This window comes from Pseudomonas abyssi, assembly GCF_003444685.1.
GTDB classification, from domain to species: domain Bacteria; phylum Pseudomonadota; class Gammaproteobacteria; order Pseudomonadales; family Pseudomonadaceae; genus Halopseudomonas; species Halopseudomonas abyssi.
Genome location: NZ_LMAZ01000002.1, coordinates 103,794 through 122,423, shown reverse-complemented (window position 1 = coordinate 122,423; position 18,630 = coordinate 103,794). Strand labels below are relative to the sequence as shown.

The following is an 18,630-nucleotide window of genomic DNA, read 5'->3' as shown; positions in this document are numbered from 1 at the left end:
AAGCCCTGATAGGTTTGTCCAACGCTAGGCTCCCGCGAGAGCCGTCGGCCGCGGCCGGTACAAGAAAAAGCACAACGGGGAAAAGGAGAAAAAGATGGAAGCGTCTTTCTGGGCGGATAAACGGCCACAGGGGATTCCGAACGAGATTGATCTGAGCCAGTACAGCTCGATCATCGATGTGTTCAATCAGGCCTGTGTCAAACACGCCCAATTGCCAGCCTTCAGCAACATGGGCGTTACCCTCACCTATGCTGACCTGGACCGTTACTCCGCTGCCTTTGCCGCCTACCTGCAGCAGCACACGGCGCTCCAGCCGGGCGACCGCATCGCCATCCAGATGCCCAACGTGCTGCAATTCCCCATCGCGGTATTTGGCGCCATCCGCGCCGGGCTGGTGGTGGTCAACACCAACCCGCTGTACACCGCCCGCGAGATGCGCCATCAGTTCAAGGACTCCGGCGCCCGCGCGCTGATCTACATGAACATGTTCGGCCATCTGGTCGAGGAAGTGCTCCCCGATACCGAGATCGAGTTTCTCTTTGAAGCCCGTCTGGGCGACATGCTGCCGGCCATCAAGGGCACGCTGATCAACGCTGCGGTCAAGCACGTCAAAAAGATGGTGCCCAGTTACTCGCTGCCGCAGGCCATCTCCTTCAAGGCGGCGCTCAAGCGCAGCAAGGGCCAGCGTCCCACCGCCGTGCCCCGCACGCTGGAAGACGTGGCCGTCCTGCAATACACCGGCGGCACCACCGGTGTTGCCAAAGGCGCGATGCTGACCCACGGCAACCTGGTCGCCAACATGCTGCAGGTCTACGCCAACATGCAGCAGATCGACCGTGACGGTAAGAAGATCGCCGGCGAGCCGGGCGAGGTCATTATCGCGCCGCTGCCGCTGTACCACATCTTTGCCTTCACCGTTAACTGCATGTGCATGATGATTGCCGGTCACCACAACGTGTTGATCAGCAACCCCCGTGATATCCCCGGTTTTATCGAAGAGCTGAAGAAGTGGCAGTTCTCCTCGGTGGTCGGCCTCAACACCCTGTTTGTGGCGCTGATGGATCACCCGGACTTTGACAAGCTGGACTTCTCCCGTCTCAAGAGCACCGGCTCCGGCGGCACTGCGCTGGTCAAGGCAACTGCCGAGCGCTGGGAAAAACGCACCGGCTGCCGTATCGGTGAGGGCTATGGCCTGACCGAGTGTTCGCCGGTGGTAACCTCCAGCCCCGGTGATGGCCTGGCGCGTATCGGTTCGGTCGGCCTGCCGGCCCCGGGCACCGCGCTCAAGGTGATTGACGAGAATGGCGTGGAGCAGGGCATTGGCGAGCGCGGCGAGCTGTGCGTCAAGGGTCCGCAGGTCATGAAGGGCTACTGGAATCGCCCGGAAGCCACCGAGGAAGTGCTGGATGCCGAGGGCTGGTTCCGCACCGGTGACGTCGCCATCATCGACGAAGACGGCTTTGTGTCCATTGTTGATCGCATCAAGGATCTGATCATCGTGTCCGGCTTCAACGTCTACCCGAACGAGATCGAGGACGTAGTTGCTGCGCACCCGAAAGTGGCGAACGCTGCCGCTATCGGTATCCCTGACGAGAAGTCCGGCGAGGCGGTCAAACTCTTCGTGGTTGCCAACGACAAGAGCCTGACCATCGACGAGCTGAAAGAGTATTGCCGCGCCAACTTCACCGGCTACAAGGTGCCCAAGCAATACGAGATTCGCGAGTCGCTGCCGATGTCTGCGGTGGGCAAAATCCTGCGTCGCGAACTGCGCGACGAGTGACCGCAAAGGTTTGCGGGTGACCTTGCAGTCACCCGCAATGCCAGTTCTGATGCGCTCCGGAGCCTGATTCGGGGTGCTGGTTTGCCTGTGTAAAAGCTGCTAGTCTTCGAGCACTTTGCTTCCCGTGATGCGCCTGCAAAGGGCGTTTCAGGGCCAACATAAAGAGTGCCAAAGGCACCTAACGATAAGACAGCAGCGAACCCACTGCAGCAGACTCAGGAGCAGGCTAGATGCTTGAAAATTTTTGGAAGGATAAATATCCGGAAGGCGTTTCTTCAGAGATCAATCCCGATTCATACCCCAATGTCCTCGCGGTTCTGAAAGACTCCTGTCAACGCTTCGCCAACAAGCCTGCCTTTACCAACCTCGGCAAGACCCTGACCTACGGTGAGCTGTACACCCTGTCCGGTCAGTTTGCCGCCTACCTGCAACAGCACAGCGGCCTGCAACCGGGCGACCGCATCGCCATTCAGATGCCCAACGTGCTGCAGTATCCGATTGCCGTATTTGGTGCCATGCGCGCGGGTTTTGTCGTCGTCAACACCAACCCGCTGTACACCAAGCGCGAGATGGAACACCAGTTCAATGACTCGGGCGCCAAGGCGCTGGTGTGTCTTGCCAACATGGCTCACCTGGCTGAAGAAGTAGTGCCTAAGACGGGCGTCAAGCACGTCATCGTGACCGAAGTGGGCGACATGTTGCCGCCGCTCAAGCGTTTTCTGATCAATGCTGCGGTCAAGTACCTGAAGAAAATGGTACCGGCCTACAATATTCCCGGCATGGTGCGTTTCAACGATGCCATGGCCAAGGGCCGCGGCCAGAAGCTCCATGAAGCCGCACCCAAGGGCGAAGACATTGCCGTGCTGCAGTACACCGGCGGCACTACCGGCGTCGCCAAGGGTGCCATGCTGACTCACCGCAACCTGGTCGCCAACATGCTGCAGTCCAAAGAGCTGATGGCGTCCAACATGACCGACGGCGAAGAGGTGGTCATCTGCCCGCTGCCGCTGTATCACATCTACGCCTTCACCTTCCATTGCATGGCCATGATGGTCAGCGGCAACCACAACATCCTGGTTACCAACCCGCGCGATATTCCGGCCTTTGTCAAAGAGCTGTCCAAATTCAAGTTCACCGGCTTCGTCGGTCTGAATACCCTGTTTGTTGCGCTGTGCAATGACGAGGGCTTCCGCGCGCTGGACTTCAGCAAGTTCAAGGTGACGCTGTCTGGCGGCATGGCGCTGCAACTGGCGACCGCCGAGCGCTGGAAGCAGGTCACGGGCTGCGACATCTGTGAAGGCTTCGGCATGACCGAAACCAGCCCGGTGGCCACCGTTAACCCGATCAGCAACATCCAGCTGGGCACTATCGGTATTCCGGTCCCATCGACCCTGTGCAAGGTGATCGACGAAGACGGCAATGAGCTGCCGCTGGGCGAGCGTGGCGAGCTGTGCGTCAAGGGCCCGCAGGTAATGAAGGGGTACTGGCAGCGTCAGGACGCGACCGATGAAATTCTCGACGCCGAAGGCTGGCTGAAAACCGGTGATATCGCGATCATCCAGGAAGACGGCTTCCTGCGTATCGTGGATCGCAAGAAGGACATGATCCTGGTCTCCGGCTTCAACGTTTACCCCAACGAGCTGGAAGACGTCATGGCCGCCATGCCGGGCGTGCAGCAGTGCGCCGCGATTGGTGTGCCGGACGAGAAGTCTGGCGAGGCGATCAAGGTGTTCCTGGTCAAGGCCGCCGGTTCCAGCCTGACCGAAGAGGACGTCAAGGGTCAGATGCGCAGCAACCTGACGGCGTACAAGGTGCCCAAGTACGTCGAGTTCCGCGACAGCCTGCCTACCACCAACGTCGGCAAGATCCTGCGCCGCGAGCTGCGTGACGAAGAGCTGAAAAAACTCGGCAAGCAGTAAGCTGCACCAGTCCCCGCGTTTTTGCGACAATAGAACCCCGCCCGGCATTGCCGGGCGGGGTTTTTTCATGCCACAGGATTCTGTATGTCAGCCAAGCACGCCAGCGCGCCCGATTTCACCCAGGTCATGGCCAGTGACCGCCATCGTTTACAGCAGCAGTTCAGAAAGCTGCCGGCCGATGATCAGGGCAGGGCGGCGGCCAGCTGGCTGGAGCGTTTCAACGCCTCCCGCGAGCGAGTGGCTGAACGGGCGCGGTTGATTCCCAGGATTATCTACCCCGATGCGCTGCCGATTGCCGACAAGCGCGAGCAGATCAAGGCGGCGATTGCCGAGCATCAGGTGGTGGTGATTGCCGGTGAAACCGGCTCCGGTAAAACCACCCAGCTGCCCAAGATCTGTCTTGAGCTGGGGCGCGGCACCCACGGGCTGATCGGCCATACCCAGCCGCGCCGGCTGGCTGCGCGCAGTGTGGCCTCGCGGATTGCCGAGGAGTTGCAGACGCCGTTGGGGGAACTGGTGGGCTATCAGGTGCGTTTCACTGATCAGACCTCCGAGCGCTCGCTGATCAAGCTGATGACCGACGGCATTCTGCTGGCGGAAACCCAGCATGATCGCTACCTCAATCGCTATGACACGCTGATCATCGACGAGGCCCACGAGCGCAGCCTCAACATCGACTTTCTGCTCGGCTACCTGAAGACCATCCTGGCCAAACGCCCTGACCTCAAGGTCATCATCACCTCGGCAACCATCGATCTGGAACGTTTCTCGGCGCACTTTGATAACGCCCCGGTAATCGAGGTGTCCGGTCGCACCTATCCGGTCGATGTCTGGTATCGACCCCTCAGTGCCGAGCGCGACGAGGAGGGCAACACCGTCGAGGATGACCTGAGCATTGACCAGGGCATTGTCGCCGCGCTGAGCGAGATTCAGCAGTTCGAGCGCAGTCAGAGCAAGACGCCGGGCGATGTGCTGGTGTTTCTGCCGGGCGAGCGCGAGATTCGCGATACCGCTGAGTACCTGCGCAAGGCCAACCTCAAGCACACCGAGATTCTGCCGCTGTACGCGCGTCTGTCCGCCGCCGAGCAGCAGAAGATTTTTGCTTCCCACGCCGGTCGCCGCGTGGTGCTGGCCACCAACGTGGCAGAAACCTCGCTGACGGTGCCCGGCATTGTCTATGTGATCGACCCGGGTGAGGCGCGCATCAGCCGTTACAGCCCGCGCTCCAAGGTGCAGCGTCTGCCGGTTGAAGCGGTATCACAGGCCAGCGCCAATCAGCGCAAGGGGCGCTGCGGGCGCGTGGCACCGGGTATCTGCGTGCGGCTGTACAGCGAGGACGACTTTAACGGCCGGCCCGAGTTTACCGATCCGGAGATTCGTCGCACCAATCTGGCCTCGGTGATCCTGCAGATGCTGCATCTGCGCCTGGGTCGCATTGAGGACTTTCCCTTTATCGAGCCGCCGGACGGCCGCGCCATCAGCGACGGTTTTACCCTGCTGCAGGAGCTGGGCGCGGTAGAGCGCAGCGGTGCGATGACAGACATCGGCCGCCAGCTGGCACGTTTGCCGGTCGATCCGCGCATCGGCCGTATGCTGCTGGAAGGGGCCGCGCAGCAGTCGCTGGCCGAGATTACCGTGATTGCCTCGGCGCTGGCCGTGCAGGACCCGCGTGAGCGGCCGTTGGAAAAGCAACAGGCGGCTGACCAGGCGCATGCCCAGTGGAACGAGGAGGGCACCGACTTTGTCGCCTTTCTCAATCTGTGGAACGGTTTTGAGGCGCAGCGCCAGGCGCTGACGCAAAGCCAGCTGCGCAGCTGGTGTCGGCGCAACTTTCTGAATTACCTGCGTCTGCGTGAGTGGCGCGAAACCCACCGCCAGATTCGCCTGACCTGCCGTGATCTGGGGCTGGAAGAAAACCGCCAGGCAGCCTCCCATGAGCCGGTACACAAGGCGCTGCTGGCGGGGCTTTTGAGCCACCTCGGCAACAAGACCGAAGAGGGTGATTATCTCGGCGCGCGGCAGCGTCGCTTTTTGCTGCACCCTTCTTCCGGCCTGGCGAAGAAAAAGCCGGCCTGGGTGATGGTCGCCGAGCTGACTGAAACCCGCCGCCTCTATGGCCGCCTGGCCGCGAAGATTGACCCGGCCTGGGTTGAGCCGCTGGCCGGGCATCTGGTCAAGACCAGCCACAGTGAGCCGCATTGGGAGAAAAAGCGTGGTCAGGTGGTGGCCTTCGAGCAGGTGTCGCTGTATGGCCTGATCATCGTGCCGCGTCGCAAGGTGCACTTTGGCCCGATTGATCCGGTGACCTCGCGCGAGCTGTTTATCCGCCAGGCCTTGGTGGGTGGCGAGTGGCATGGCCGCGCGGCGTTCAACAAGGCCAATCAGCAACTGCTGGCTCAACTGGATGAGCTGGAAGCCAAGGCGCGCAAGCGTGACATCGTGGTGGATGACGAAACCCTGTATCGCTTCTTTGATCAGCGTATTCCCGAGAACATCTACCAACTGGCCAGTTTCGAGCGCTGGCTCAAGCGCAGTAGTGAGAAAGAGCCCAGGCTGCTGCACATGACGCGTGACGATCTGCTGCAGCGTGAAGCCAACGACGTTAGCGCGCAGTTGTACCCGGACGTGCTGCGTTGGGAGTCGGTGGCGCTGCCGCTGAGCTATCACTTTGAGCCCAACCATGAAGCGGACGGCGTGACCGTGCGCATCCCGGCCTCCTTGCTGCGTCGTATTGACTCGCAGCGGCTGGAGTGGCTGGTACCCGGCTTGTTATTTGATAAGTGCGTGGCACTGGTGCGCGCGCTGCCCAAGGCGATCCGCAAGAACTTTGTGCCGGTACCGGACTTTGTCCGCGCGGCGCTGGAGCGCATGCCCTTTGCCGAGGGCAGCCTGACCCAGGCGTTGGGCCGCGAGCTGACCCGCATGACCGGGGTGCGGTTGGACGCTGATGCCTGGACTGACGCCGAGCTGGAAGACCACCTGCGCATGCGCATCGAGGTGGTCGACGCCGCCGGCAAGCCGATCTGCGCGGGCCGTGATTACAGTGCGCTGTGCGCCGAGATCGATGGACTGCCGCTGCAGGCAGCGCCTGTCGAACAACCGGAGCAAAGCGCCCCCGCCGAGGCGCCCGGCAGCTATGCGTTGCCCGAGACGCTGGTGCGCAAGCAGGCCGGTATTGCGGTCAATTTTTATCCCGCTTGGGTCGAGCAGGGTGAAGAGGTGGTTGAGCAGCTCTTTGACGTGCCGCAGCTGGCCCTGCGCGAGCACCGCCTGGGTCTGCAGCGCTTGCTGCTGCAAAGCTCGCAGCTCAATGAGCAGGCCCGTTATCTGCGCCAGAAGCTGACCACGCTGAAGGACGCAGCCATCTATTACCGGGATCTCGGCACGCAGAAACAGCTGACCGATGATGTACTGCTGGGCGCCGTTGATCGTGTGTTTTTGCCGGCTGACGCGCCCTTGCCGCGCGACCCGCAAACGCTGGCCGCGCGCCTGGAGGCGGGTCGCGCCGATTGGGTGCCGGCCTGTGAGCAGCTGGCCAAGCAGTTGCTCGCCGTGCTCAAGCAATGGCACGGGTTGCGCAAGCGCTTCAAGGGCAAGGTGGAGCTGGCCCATGCGCTGGCGATGAACGACGTGCGCGAGCAGCTCAACCATCTGGTGTATCCGGGCTTTGCCCGCGCCGTTCCCGGTGAGTGGCTAAGCCAGTATCCGCGCTATCTCAGCGCCATCGAGCAGCGTCTGGGCAAGTTGCCGGGCCAGGTCCCGCGGGACCGTGCCTGGACCGACGAGCTACAGGGGCTGTGGCAACAATATCAAGCGCTGAGCGAGCGCTGGCAGCGCGAAGGACGCTGGGATCCCCGGCTGGATGAGTGGCGCTGGATGCTGGAGGAGTACCGCGTGTCGCTGTTTGCCCAGCAGTTGGGCACGCGCATGCCGGTGTCGAGTAAGCGCCTGGGCAAACTCTGGCGTGAAATTCAGGACGGGAGCAGCCAGTAAGCGGCAGCGAACTTGCCGTCATGAGCGGCGAATGGCGTGATCTTGACGCGCTATTCGTCTATGCTAGCGCTTTGAAAAATGCGGGTTTGCAGCGTGCCTTGCAGCCTATTGGTGTCGTCAAGGTGAGACAGCCGACTGCTGAGCGGCGGACCTTGCACCAGCCTCCGGCTTCCATGCCGGCATGGACACGGGTGCAGATACCCGGCCAGCCACGCTAGTCGCCGCAACAGACAACTGGCCGTTCCCCCGAAGCGATCGTAAGGGAGCGGTGTTCATAACATCAGAAGAGGACCGACCGTGCACAAAGTCGTGATCAGCGGAACAGGTTTGTTTACCCCCTCCCAGAGCATCAGCAATGAAGAGCTGGTAGCCAGTTACAACGCCTACGTCGAGCAATACAACGCCGAGAACGCCGCTGCCATCGAAGCGGGCACCGTTGAACCGCTGGCTGCCTCCAGCACCGAATTTATTGAAAAGGCCTCCGGCATCAAGAGCCGCTTTGTGATCAACAAGAGCGGCATCCTTGATGTGAACCGCATGGTCCCGGATATCCCCGAGCGCAGCGATGACGAGCAGTCCCTGCTGTGCGAGATGGCGGTCAAGGCCGCGCACCAGGCGCTGGAAGCGGCGGGCCGCACGGCCGCCGATATCGACGGTGTGATCGTCGCCTGCTCCAACCTGCCGCGCGGCTATCCGGCGCTGGCGGTCGAAGTGCAGGATGCGCTGGGGATCGACGGCTTCGGCTTTGACATGAACGTCGCCTGTTCCTCGGCTACCTTCGGCATTCAGAATGCCGCCAACACCGTTGCCCTGGGCCAGGCCCGCGCGGTACTGATGGTCAACCCGGAAGTCTGCACCGGCCACATGAGCTTCCGCGATCGCGACAGCCACTTCATCTTTGGTGATGCGTGCACCGCCGTGGTGATCGAGCGCGCCGAAGACGCCGTCTGCGAACACCCCTACGAGATTCTCGGCACCAAGCTGCTGACCAAGTTCTCCAACAACATCCGTAACAACTTCGGCTTCCTCAACCGCTGCGATGAATCCGGCGTGGGCGCGCGTGACAAATTGTTCATGCAGAACGGTCGCAAGGTGTTCCGCGATGTCTGCCCGATGGTGGCCGAGCTGATTGGCGAGCACCTGGGCGAAGTGGGTCTGCAGGTCGACAGCGTCAAGCGCTTCTGGCTGCACCAGGCCAACCTCAACATGAACATGCTGATCGCCCGCAAGCTGCTGGGTCGTGACCCCAGCGCCGAGGAAGCGCCGGTGGTACTGGACGAGTACGCCAATACCAGCTCGGCCGGCTCGATCATTGCCTTCCACAAGTACCAGAACGACTTGCCGGTCGGCAGCCACGGTGTGATCTGCTCCTTTGGCGCCGGTTACTCCATCGGCAGCGTGATCGTGCGCAAGGGCTGATTACCGCAATGCCCAATGAGCAGGACCTGATCCAGCGCCTGCTCAAGGGCGAGCAGGCTGCCTACCGCGAGCTGGTGCAGCAGTACCAGGGCGCCATGCGCGCGGTGGCGATTGCTATCGTCGGCACTGCCAGTGCCGACGAGGTCGTGCAGGACAGCTGGCTGGCCGTGGTCCGTAATCTGAAGGGGTTTGCCGGGCGCGCGAGCCTGAAAACCTGGTTGCTGACCATCACCGCCAATACCGCCAAGAGTCGCCTGCGCAAGCAGCGGCGCGAGGTGCTACTGGACGACATCACCGGCCCGCACGGCACCATCGATGACGCGCGCTTTGCCGCCGACGGTCATTGGGCTCAGGCTCCCTCCCTGTGGCATACCGACTCCCCCGAGGCGTTGCTCAACGAGCAGGCCCTGCGTGACTGCCTGGAACATACCCTGGCCACCCTGTCCGAGCTGCAGCGCAGCGTGCTGATGCTGCGCGAGCGTCAGGCACTGGAATTGCCCGACATCTGTAACCTGCTGGACATTTCCCACTCAAATGTCAGGGTACTGCTGCATCGCGCCCGTTTGAGCGTGTTTGCAACTCTGGAGCATTTTGAGGAAACCGGCGAATGTTGAAGTGCAAGGATCTGGTTGCTTTATCCAGTGATCTGCTGGATGGCGAGCTGACATTGAAACAGCGGATCGCGGTGCGCATGCACCTGGCGATGTGCGTGCACTGTCGCCGTTTCATTCGCCAGTTGCGCGTCAGCCAGCGGGTGATTCGTCAGCTTCCAGATCAGCAGGCGCCCGAGCTAGATACGTTGCTCAGGGCCATGCAGGCTCAGCAGCAGCGTGCCTCAGAGCCCGATCAGAGTGACTCCTCAAAATGATTTCAGCAGGCCTGTAACAGCGACAAACCAGCAACGTCTAGTATGTAGAGGGTGGCAATCCGTCACGCTCGATATCAGACGTTACTGGAGAATGCGCATGAAGAAGATCAACACAGCCGTCCTCACCCTCAGCGCCAGCCTGCTGGCCGCCACCGGCGCAGTGCACGCGGCAGACAATCCTTTCGCTGTGTCCGAGCTGCAAAGTGGCTACAGCCTGGCTGACAACCACGGCGGCGACGACATGGAAGGCAAGTGCGGCGAAGGCTCCTGCGGCGACGAGGAAGGTAAGGGCGACCGCGAAGGCAAGTGCGGTGAAGGCACTTGCGGTAGCTGAGAGTGAACGCGACCGTCAATCTGCCAGTGCACGGAGTCGGGCTGGGGCTACGCCGCAGCCTGCTCGGTGCGCTGGCTCAGGCGCCCCGCCCGGTGGCCGATTTTCTAGAAGTGGCGCCGGAAAACTGGATCGGCCTGGGCGGCCGGCTGGCGCGTCAGTTTCGCGCCGTTGCCGAGCGTTACCCGTTGATCTGTCATGGCCTGTCACTCAATCTGGGCGGGCTGGCACCACTGGATACGCGCCTGCTGAACGATCTGCGCGTCTTTCTCGACGCCAACCAGGTTCAGGTCTACAGCGAGCACCTGAGTGCCTGTGCTGACCACGGCCAGCTTTACGACCTGCTGCCCGTGCCCTTTACCGATGCCAACGTGCGCCGCATAGCCGAGCGCATTGCGCAGGTACAGGACGCCCTGGGCAGACCCCTTATCATTGAAAATGTCTCGGCCTATCTGACCCTGCCCGGTGAGATGAGCGAGCCCGAATTTGTTGCTGCGGTGCTGGACGAGGCCGACTGCAACCTGCTGCTGGACGTCAACAACGTCTACGTCAACAGCATCAACCTGGGTGGCGAGCCTGCCGCCTACATCAGCGCGATGCCCCCGCAGCGCATCGCCTACCTGCACATGGCAGGGCACTTCGATGCCGAGCCCGGCCTGAAGATCGACAGTCATGGCGCCGCGATCATCGACCCGGTCTGGGCGCTGCTGCAGCATACCTATGCGTGTCACGGTGTGCGTCCGACACTGCTGGAGCGTGACTTCAACATGCCGCCGCTGGATGAGTTGCAGACCGAATTGCAGCAGATTCGCCGCTACCAGCAGGCTGCGACTTTGCCGGCGGTGCACGCATGAACAAGGACCTGCAGCAGCGCTTTACCGCGAGAGTGCGCGCGCCGGGCCGGCAGCCGCTGCCCGAGGCGTTGCCGGCACAGCGGGTGGCGGTTTACGAGCGGCTGATTCGCAACAATATCGAAGGCTTTGTGCGTGGCACTTTTCCAGTTTTGCACAAGGTGTTGCCGGCGGCGCGCTGGGACCAGTTGATCGATGCGTTCGTTGCCGAGCACCGCTGCCAGTCACCGTACTTTCGCGACATCGGCGAGCAATTTATCGACTGGCTGCAGGAGGGCTACCAGGCCAGCGCCGATGACCCGCCGTGGCTGCTGGAGCTCGCTCACTACGAGTGGGTGGAACTGGCACTGGATATCAGTGATCAGCAGATTCCGCCGGGCGGGCAGGGCGCTGCGAGTGCAGATTGCCTGCTGGCCTGGTCGCCGCTTGCCTGGCCTTTGCTGTACCAGTGGCCGGTGCAGGAGCTGGGGCCGGAGTACCAGCCTACTCAGCCGCCAGCACAGCCGTCCTGCCTGCTGGTATGGCGTGACGGGCAAGACCGTGTGCGTTTTATGCAGCTGACCCCCTTTGCCTGGCGGCTGGCTGATTTGCTGAGCCGCGAGCCGTTGTCTTTACGCGCGGCACTGGCGCAGCTGAATGTGACAGCAGACGATGATTTTATTGCCGGTGCGCTGGCGATGCTGAATGACTGGATCGCGGCAGACGTGCTGCGATCTGCTGATCCTGCCTCTTGATTTTCTGTCTATCTGACTGATTTCACTGACTTTGCCAAATCACGCCGCTGACTGAGTTCGATGCGCAGGAGAAAGTTCCCCTGTCATCGAATGTTCATCTTTGCGCAACCGATCTGAAATACGGCACTGCGAATATTCCCTCCAACACCGGGCCCGTCCCATCAACGAGCCCCAATGTGTTGTTTCACTGTCAACGCAAAAAACTACTGAGGGAAGACTCAATGACTCTGCGCAAGCACATCGCTGGATTCGCTGTTACTGCACTGGCTGCTGCCATCCCGGCCGTCGCCATGGCCGACGTAAGCATCTACGGCCGCGCCCACGTATCTGTGGATTTCCTGGATGACGGTGCTGATTACTCCGAAACCAACCTGTCCAGCAACTCTTCCCGTCTGGGCTTCAAGGGTGACCACGAAATCAACTCCAACCTGTCTGCCTTCTTCCAGATCGAGCAGCAGATTGACTTCGGCACCGACAACGGTAGCTCTTTCAACACCCGCGATACCTTCGTCGGTCTGAAAGGCGGCTTCGGTTCTGTACGCATGGGTCGTTTCGACAGCCCCTTCAAAGCGGCTCGTGGCCCGGCTAACCTGTTCGGCGACCAAGTCGGCGACATGCGTAACCTGACTCGCGTCGGCAACGCCCGTTTCGACGAGCGTTATGACAACACCATCGAGTACACCACTCCGGACATGAGCGGCTTCTTCGCCAAACTGGGTTACTCCGTACAAGAAGGTACTGTTGCTGACCAAGACACCGACGAAAGCGTATTCAGCGGCTCGCTGAACTATGCTGGCGACGCTCTGGAAGCTTCTGTTGCCTACGAAACGGCTGAAGAAGATACCGGTCGCGGCGAGCGTGACGGCGTCCGCGCTGCTGGTGCCTTCAAGATCACTGACGGCATCAAGCTGGTTGGTTTCTACCAGACTGTTGACTACTCCAACCCGGCTGCTACCGCTGCCGTACAGGATCAGCTGACCTCCGACACCTACGGCCTGGGCGCTGAGTTCAAGCTGGCTTCGGCCACTGCCCTGAAAGGCATGTGGATGACCCGTGACTCCGACGCCGACAACTACGACACCGACATGATCGCTGTTGGCATTGAGCACAAGCTGGACAAGGCTGTTCGTGTCTACGCTAACTACGCCATCACCGAGAACGACGAAAACGTTGCTCTGACTCCTTGGGGTCAAGCACGTACCGCCAACCCGGCGGGTGCTGCTGGTGAAGACGCTTCCGGTTTCTCCGTAGGCCTGCGTTACGACTTCTAATCCCGTCTCACGACAGGACCAGAAGTAACCACAAAGCCGGACTGTTACAGAAAACAGTCCGGCTTTGTCATTAAAGTGACATCCAACAGTCTTAATCTCGTCGCCAAGTGGTCATGAATGGTGATCACCAACGGACCCAATGTTCACTTGTGCCAGGAGTTTTATCCCATGCGTCAATTGCTCTGTCTCGCCGCCGCTGCACTGCTGTCTGCCTGTGCCCAGCAGGCCCCCGTCAAACTTTACTCGGGCGCCGAACAGCCGACCTCCCAGGTGCTGGTAGTCGAAATGCCCAACACCCTGGAAGTGCTGAACATCAACGGCCAGCCGGCACCGGAAGCCAACCGCATGGTAGGTAACAGCCTGCGTCAGCTGGAGCTGCAGCCCGGCAAGTACCGCATCAATGCCTACTTTGAAAATGGCTACGACGTAGGCGGTGGCCTGAGCCACGAAATCGTCCGCACCCGCAGCGCCACCTTCCTGGTTAACGGTCAGGCCGGCGATGTATGGCGCCTTGAGATTGATGAGCCGAGCAACCTGCGTGAAGCCGAAGCCATGGAAGATGACTTCTCCGGCTACGCGGTCAACACCCGCACCGGCGAGCGCGTTGCCAGCGAACCGGGTCCGCGTTACGTCTCCATGCTCGGCCAGATGTTTGGTGGCGGCTCTGTCGTTGCCACCCAGGACAACGGCATTGCCCCGCTGGGCGCTGCACCGCAGGCCCAAAGCGCCGCTGCCCCGGCTGCTATCCCGGCACCGTCGCAGGCCGCTGCTCCGGCCCAAACCCTGCCGCACGACGCCTCCACCCTGGCAACCCTTAAGCAGATTTACCTGATGCTCAGCCCGGAAGGCCGCGACGCCTTCCTGGAGTGGGCCGCTCAGTAAGAATGTAATGCCCCGTCAGCTTGTGTGCTGCACGTTTATCCCCGCCTTGCGCGGGGATTTTTTTTGGCATGTGCCGGTAGGGCGGTCAATCGCGTAGCGTTGGCCGCTCTTAGGTCTCATTGGCGTCGACCAGCCCAACGCCCATGGTGGACAAATCAATGACCTGTCTACCGTACATTTCTCCGCCGCCAGCCCACCGGTGGCTCAATGCGGGGACTCTTCGGTAGGGCGGTCAATCGCGTAGCGTTGGCCGCGCTTAGGTCTCATTGGCGTCGACCAGCCCAAGGCCCATGGTGGACAAATCAAAGACCTGTCCACCGTAAATTTATCCGCCGCCAGTCCGCCGGTGGCTTAGTGCAGGCACTCGTCCGTAGGGCGGTCTAAGCCGAAGGCGTGGCCGCGCGTACTCCTAGCGCGCCGCCTCGGCATCAATGGCCTGCTGCACCTGGCGGAAGAAGGCCAGGCGGTCCTTGCTCTGCGTGCCGCCCTGGCTGTCGGTCGCTTGCGGCCAGTTACCGTTGGAGGCGATCACCAGTTGGCGGTTGGGGTCGATAAAGATGCCCTGGCCGAAGATGCCCTGCGCAATATAGGCACCGTCATCCAGCGTCCACCATTGGAAGCCGTAACCGGCACCCGGGCGGCCGATGTCCACCTGCTTGGTGGTGGCCTCGGCAATCCAGCCTTCCGGCAGCACCTGTTCACCACCGGCAACGCCACCGCCCAGCATGAACAGACCAAAGCGGGCGTAGTCGCGAGTGGCTGCCTGCACGCAGCAACCGCCAATCTCATGATCGGTGGAGCCCAGCATCCAGCTGGCGTCCTGCTGCATGCCAAAGGGTATCCAGATCTTCTCGGACAGGTATTCGGCCAGTGGTTTGTTGGCAGCAGAACTGGCCAGCACGCCGATCAGATTGGTTTCACCGGTCTTGTACACCCACTTGGTACCCGGCTCGGCCTCGGCGGGCAATTGGCGCATGTAGCTGACGGTTACGTCGACGCCCGGGTCGGCCTTGTGGGAGTTGAACAGGGCTACGTCGGATTGCGGGTCAGCGTAGTCCTCGTTCCAGGCGACGCCCGAGGTCATGGTGAGCAATTGTCTGATGGTGACGTTGTCGTAGGCCGAGCCTTTCAGGTCGGGAATGTAGTCCGACACCATATCGTCGACGCTCTTGATATAGCCGTCCTGAATGGCCGCGCCGACCAGAGTAGAGGTGAACGACTTGGCGACCGAGAAGCTGGTCCAGCGTCCGTCGGGGCCAAAGTCCAAGCCGTACTTTTCCAGCCGGATTTTGCCGTTGTGCACGATCACCAGCGCGGCAGCGTGCTGTGAGGTCATGAAGGCATCGACATCGACACCCACATCCAGCGGCTCACCCTCAGGCAGCGGATATACGTCGCCGCCAGCGGGAATGACGCGAGATTCGCTCAGTACCGGCAAACGGTCCATGGCACGAAAGGCCGCATCGCGTTGATCGCTGCTCCAGAACAGCACATTGCTGTCGGTCGGCAGGTTGAGCGCCAACCGGCGCATATCGTCATCGGCGGTGGCCCAGAAGACACCGCCGGCCAGGCCCAACAGCACGATGAGCGCGATAATCCCTTTCTTCATGTGTGTACTCCGTCTTTTATTATTGTTCAGGGCGCGCTGATTGATGCGACATGCAGCGGGCATATGGCATCAATCAAGGCTCCCCACGCGTAACTTACGTGACATACGCCCTCGATTGGACGTGATCGCAGCGAAATAAGCAGGTGTGGTCCGTTGGCCGTCGCTTGCTAAATACCCCAGGCGGCCAAGGGCTTTCCGTTTTCCTCAGTCCTGCGGCGCCTTGGCGACCAGCTCCCGCTGCACGCGCACCGCTGTGCGCTTGGGGCGTACGTGCTTGCCGCGGCCTTCAAGATGCGCCCGGGTAAAGGCCGCGCCAAACAGCAAGATCATGGAAGAGTAGTTCACCCACAGCAGCAACAGCGCCAGTGAGCCGGCGGCGCCGTAGGCCGATGCCGTGGCGGAGTAGGCCAGATACAGGGCAATCAGAAAACGGCCCATAGTAAACAGTATCGCCGTAATAAAGGCGCCCACCAGCACATCGCGCCAGGACAGCAGTACATCAGGCAGGATCTTGAACATTGACGCAAACAGCAGGGTAGTCAGGCTGAGCGACAGGGCAAACTCCATGGCTACCATGGCGGGGCCGGGAATCGGCAGCCAGCTGTCAGCAAAAGCCATGACCGCGCTGAAGGCGACCGACAGCATCAGTGACACCAGCAGAATAAACCCGATGGCGAGAATCAGGGTGAGTGACAGCAAGCGGCTTTTCACCAGCAGCCACAGGTTGTTGCGCGACGGCCGCGGCGCCACGCCCCAGATCTGGTTCAGCGACTGTTGCATCTTGGCGAACACCGTGGTGGCACCGACGATAGTGGCAAATATCCCGATCAGCGCCGGCCAGATGCCGCTCTGATCAATCTGCGAGTTGGCCACCGCGGTCTGAATGACGCCCGCCGCCTCCGGCCCTATGGTGCCCTCCAGCTGCGCAAACAGTTGCCCCTGCACCGCGCTCTCACCCAGCACCAGACCCACCAGCGCGACCACCACAACCAGTACCGGCGCAATGGAAAACACCGTGAAAAAGGCTAGCGCTGCGGCATAGATAAACGCCTGACTATCAAGCCAGTTTTGTACCGCTGCGCGGAAAATACCGAACCAGTGCTTGATCATAAGGGCTTGCTGCCGTGGGAGCTGAACGTCATTGTTAAAAAGCCGTGTCCTGAAGTGAGTTGTATCTTGGTACGCCATGATATGGACACCCGGTTGTATACCGGCGTTCCTGTGCGGGTGCAAGGGCAGGGCGCAGGCGGAGGACGGCTCGGCACGTCACCTGCGCCAAGCGTGTCAGCCGGTCAGGCCTCTGTGCTCTGACTGGATTCCAGCCAACAGGCTCGGGAGTCTGTGTGAGACTGTCTGATACTTTTTGGCGAGAACGGTGTGTCGAGGGTCGCCACCGCCACCGAGATCCAGTCTGCAAATTGCTTGCTGCCGCTCCAGGTGATATTCGAACCACAAATGCGGCAAAACGTGCGAATAACCCGTTCCGACGAGTGATAGCGGGACAGGCAGTCTTCACCTGAGAGATAACGTAAATCCGAAGCAGGCAGGCTGGCGTAGGTGGCAAAGGCCGCGCCGTGTTGCTTCTGGCACATCCTGCAATGGCAGTGGGTGGTCGCCTTGGGCTCAGACAGCAGCTCAAACACCACCGCCCCACACAGGCAGCTACCTTGATGCATGGCGTGTCCTGATGGGGTTGATGACATGGGTGGACAGCTTACGCAACCGACCATAAAACCACCGTTAGCCCTTGCCAAAACAAGCTCACGATCACCCATACCGAGCAGCAGACCCACAGGTAGGCAGGCACCCTGCGCCGGAACACAAACCAGCTAGCGATAAGCTGCGCAATTGCCCCGATGGCGACCATAGCGCTAAAGGATATACACAGTTGCCGAGGGGCCGCTGCAAAGTCGAAATAGACGCTGAAATGAACGATACCGGAGCTGATCGCCAGAACTTGGAGTACAAAGATTGCCTGCTTTCGCCAGCGTGGAATGTTCTCATTCAACAGTGACTGCCGGATGTGCTGAAGTTGGATCACGTTAGCCTCCTTGGCATGCGATTGTCAGGTGTCTGCAGTGTGGTATGCGCCGGCCTTGGTGACGCCGCTTTGCAGGATGGCCGGGAATGGATGCCATGTATCAGCGAAGGACCAGGCAAGTCTGATCAGGCATTGACGTTGGCCAACGTTCATAACTGCGAAGCGGTAGAGAAACGATCGGGTCTAACCACATTTTTATGCGCCTGAACAGCTAGATAGCTTCCGTCACCTGGTAGTGCCTTTGCGCATTCGCAGCGGCTTTACCCCAATCTGACGATTTAACGCGCTGCTGGTGCGCTTCAAACCCGCCCCGATCAATAAACTCTTCATAAACATAGAAAACGTTTGCGTCTTCCAGGCTTTGAGTGACCTCAAAGCATAAACAGCCTGCTTCATTGCGCGTGAGCTCGATATGGGCAGGAAGCGCGGCCAGCACCTGTGCGAGGTCGCTGTTGGGTACCACGATATAGCCTTCCAGAATGAATTTAGACATGCCCGATGCAACAACGCGGAAGTAAGCGACGCCCCTGCAGGGGCGCCCGGTGGACGAGCGCAATGCAGGGAGCGCAGTTGATTGACTGGTTAAATGCCGTACTCACGTTCAACCCTCGCAATGCGCACCCGAAAGCTGGAGTACCATTTTTGGTGGCCGAGTCTTTGAGCTTCTCGGTGCTCTGCGTTTTCCTTCCATTGGGTGATGGACTCAAGACTTTCCCAGTAGGAAACAGTAATACCTAAATCCTCGCGCACAGACTCCACACCCAAGAAACCTGGCTGGCCTGCAGCCAACTCAACCATGCGGTTCGCCATGGCCCCGTAGCTATTGTCGCCCTCGGTGCGATAGCTGCTAAAAATCACCGCGTAGTACGGCGGCTCAGGGGTTTTGGCTATCTCTGACATGGATTCCTCTGGCATTAACGCTTTAGTTTAAC

The 18,630-nt window shown here is 60.6% G+C and carries 17 protein-coding genes; 11 read left to right on the top strand and 6 right to left on the bottom strand.

Annotated elements, in window-relative coordinates; all coding sequences use genetic code 11:
• The first annotated feature begins 94 nt into the window (after positions 1-94).
• The 11 genes from ASB58_RS08675 to ASB58_RS08625 all read left to right on the top strand — a co-directional run bounded on the left by ASB58_RS08675 (position 95) and on the right by ASB58_RS08625 (position 14,048).
• Positions 95-1,780, top strand: coding sequence for a long-chain-fatty-acid--CoA ligase (locus ASB58_RS08675; RefSeq protein WP_118130125.1), 1,686 nt, complete (start codon positions 95-97; stop codon positions 1,778-1,780).
• 230 nt (positions 1,781-2,010) lie between these two features.
• The gene (gene fadD1, locus ASB58_RS08670) at positions 2,011-3,699 is read left to right on the top strand and encodes a long-chain-fatty-acid--CoA ligase FadD1 (RefSeq protein ID WP_096006404.1); all 1,689 of its coding nucleotides are present in this window, start codon (positions 2,011-2,013) and stop codon (positions 3,697-3,699) included.
• A gap of 84 nt (positions 3,700-3,783) precedes the next feature.
• Positions 3,784-7,692 carry an ATP-dependent RNA helicase HrpA gene (gene hrpA, locus ASB58_RS08665; RefSeq protein ID WP_118130124.1) on the top strand — a complete coding sequence of 1,303 codons (3,909 nt, stop codon included), beginning with the start codon at positions 3,784-3,786 and terminating at the stop codon, positions 7,690-7,692.
• 297 nt (positions 7,693-7,989) lie between these two features.
• A complete protein-coding gene (locus ASB58_RS08660; protein WP_118130123.1) occupies positions 7,990-9,111 on the top strand; it encodes a beta-ketoacyl-ACP synthase III in 1,122 nt (373 codons plus the stop codon).
• Positions 9,112-9,119: 8 nt separating this feature from the next.
• Positions 9,120-9,725, top strand: a complete 606-nt coding sequence (locus ASB58_RS08655; RefSeq protein WP_118130122.1) for an RNA polymerase sigma factor — start codon at positions 9,120-9,122, stop codon at positions 9,723-9,725.
• Entirely contained in the window at positions 9,719-9,979 is a 261-nt protein-coding gene (locus ASB58_RS08650; RefSeq protein ID WP_118130121.1) for an anti-sigma factor family protein, read from the top strand. Before ASB58_RS08655 ends, ASB58_RS08650 begins: the two co-directional genes overlap by 7 nt.
• Positions 9,980-10,076: 97 nt before the next feature.
• The gene (locus ASB58_RS08645) at positions 10,077-10,313 is read left to right on the top strand and encodes an HvfA family oxazolone/thioamide-modified RiPP metallophore (RefSeq protein WP_096006409.1); all 237 of its coding nucleotides are present in this window, start codon (positions 10,077-10,079) and stop codon (positions 10,311-10,313) included.
• Positions 10,314-10,315: 2 nt separating this feature from the next.
• The gene (locus ASB58_RS08640) at positions 10,316-11,164 is read left to right on the top strand and encodes an HvfB family MNIO-type RiPP peptide maturase (protein WP_407920674.1); all 849 of its coding nucleotides are present in this window, start codon (positions 10,316-10,318) and stop codon (positions 11,162-11,164) included.
• Entirely contained in the window at positions 11,161-11,895 is a 735-nt protein-coding gene (locus ASB58_RS08635) for an HvfC family RiPP maturation protein (protein ID WP_118130120.1), read from the top strand. Before ASB58_RS08640 ends, ASB58_RS08635 begins: the two co-directional genes overlap by 4 nt.
• Before the next feature lie 221 nt (positions 11,896-12,116).
• Positions 12,117-13,166 carry a porin gene (locus ASB58_RS08630; protein ID WP_118130119.1) on the top strand — a complete coding sequence of 350 codons (1,050 nt, stop codon included), beginning with the start codon at positions 12,117-12,119 and terminating at the stop codon, positions 13,164-13,166.
• 168 nt (positions 13,167-13,334) lie between these two features.
• Positions 13,335-14,048, top strand: coding sequence for a DUF2057 family protein (locus tag ASB58_RS08625; RefSeq protein ID WP_118130118.1), 714 nt, complete (start codon positions 13,335-13,337; stop codon positions 14,046-14,048).
• A gap of 409 nt (positions 14,049-14,457) precedes the next feature.
• Here the strand turns inward: ASB58_RS08625 and ASB58_RS08620 are convergent, their stop codons facing one another.
• The 6 genes from ASB58_RS08620 to ASB58_RS08595 form a co-directional block, all read right to left on the bottom strand.
• The gene (locus tag ASB58_RS08620) at positions 14,458-15,657 is read right to left on the bottom strand and encodes a serine hydrolase domain-containing protein (protein ID WP_118130117.1); all 1,200 of its coding nucleotides are present in this window, start codon (positions 15,655-15,657) and stop codon (positions 14,458-14,460) included.
• Positions 15,658-15,861: 204 nt separating this feature from the next.
• Positions 15,862-16,767, bottom strand: coding sequence for a YihY/virulence factor BrkB family protein (locus ASB58_RS08615; RefSeq protein WP_118130116.1), 906 nt, complete (start codon positions 16,765-16,767; stop codon positions 15,862-15,864).
• A gap of 182 nt (positions 16,768-16,949) precedes the next feature.
• Positions 16,950-17,333, bottom strand: a complete 384-nt coding sequence (locus ASB58_RS08610) for a GFA family protein (RefSeq protein WP_118130115.1) — start codon at positions 17,331-17,333, stop codon at positions 16,950-16,952.
• A gap of 38 nt (positions 17,334-17,371) precedes the next feature.
• Complete coding sequence (locus ASB58_RS08605; protein ID WP_118130114.1) at positions 17,372-17,698, bottom strand: hypothetical protein; 327 nt, start codon at positions 17,696-17,698, stop codon at positions 17,372-17,374.
• A 211-nt stretch (positions 17,699-17,909) separates the two neighbouring features.
• Positions 17,910-18,191, bottom strand: a complete 282-nt coding sequence (locus tag ASB58_RS08600; RefSeq protein ID WP_118130113.1) for a putative quinol monooxygenase — start codon at positions 18,189-18,191, stop codon at positions 17,910-17,912.
• Positions 18,192-18,280: 89 nt separating this feature from the next.
• Positions 18,281-18,598 carry an antibiotic biosynthesis monooxygenase family protein gene (locus tag ASB58_RS08595; RefSeq protein ID WP_118130112.1) on the bottom strand — a complete coding sequence of 106 codons (318 nt, stop codon included), beginning with the start codon at positions 18,596-18,598 and terminating at the stop codon, positions 18,281-18,283.
• Between the last annotated feature and the right edge of the window lie 32 nt (positions 18,599-18,630).

Excerpts from the sequence above, each read along its gene's own strand:
- ASB58_RS08630 (WP_118130119.1), top strand. The coding sequence starts at position 12,117 with ATGACTCTGCGCAAGCACATCGCTGGATTCGCTGTTACTGCACTGGCT.
- ASB58_RS08650 (WP_118130121.1), top strand. The coding sequence starts at position 9,719 with ATGTTGAAGTGCAAGGATCTGGTTGCTTTATCCAGTGATCTGCTGGAT.
- ASB58_RS08625 (WP_118130118.1), top strand. The coding sequence starts at position 13,335 with ATGCGTCAATTGCTCTGTCTCGCCGCCGCTGCACTGCTGTCTGCCTGT.
- ASB58_RS08600 (WP_118130113.1), bottom strand. The coding sequence starts at position 18,191 with ATGTCTAAATTCATTCTGGAAGGCTATATCGTGGTACCCAACAGCGAC.
- ASB58_RS08615 (WP_118130116.1), bottom strand. The coding sequence starts at position 16,767 with ATGATCAAGCACTGGTTCGGTATTTTCCGCGCAGCGGTACAAAACTGG.
- ASB58_RS08610 (WP_118130115.1), bottom strand. The coding sequence starts at position 17,333 with ATGCATCAAGGTAGCTGCCTGTGTGGGGCGGTGGTGTTTGAGCTGCTG.
- ASB58_RS08620 (WP_118130117.1), bottom strand. The coding sequence starts at position 15,657 with ATGAAGAAAGGGATTATCGCGCTCATCGTGCTGTTGGGCCTGGCCGGC.
- ASB58_RS08655 (WP_118130122.1), top strand. The coding sequence starts at position 9,120 with ATGCCCAATGAGCAGGACCTGATCCAGCGCCTGCTCAAGGGCGAGCAG.
- ASB58_RS08595 (WP_118130112.1), bottom strand. The coding sequence starts at position 18,598 with ATGTCAGAGATAGCCAAAACCCCTGAGCCGCCGTACTACGCGGTGATT.
- ASB58_RS08675 (WP_118130125.1), top strand. The coding sequence starts at position 95 with ATGGAAGCGTCTTTCTGGGCGGATAAACGGCCACAGGGGATTCCGAAC.
- hrpA (WP_118130124.1), top strand. The coding sequence starts at position 3,784 with ATGTCAGCCAAGCACGCCAGCGCGCCCGATTTCACCCAGGTCATGGCC.
- ASB58_RS08635 (WP_118130120.1), top strand. The coding sequence starts at position 11,161 with ATGAACAAGGACCTGCAGCAGCGCTTTACCGCGAGAGTGCGCGCGCCG.
- ASB58_RS08645 (WP_096006409.1), top strand. The coding sequence starts at position 10,077 with ATGAAGAAGATCAACACAGCCGTCCTCACCCTCAGCGCCAGCCTGCTG.
- fadD1 (WP_096006404.1), top strand. The coding sequence starts at position 2,011 with ATGCTTGAAAATTTTTGGAAGGATAAATATCCGGAAGGCGTTTCTTCA.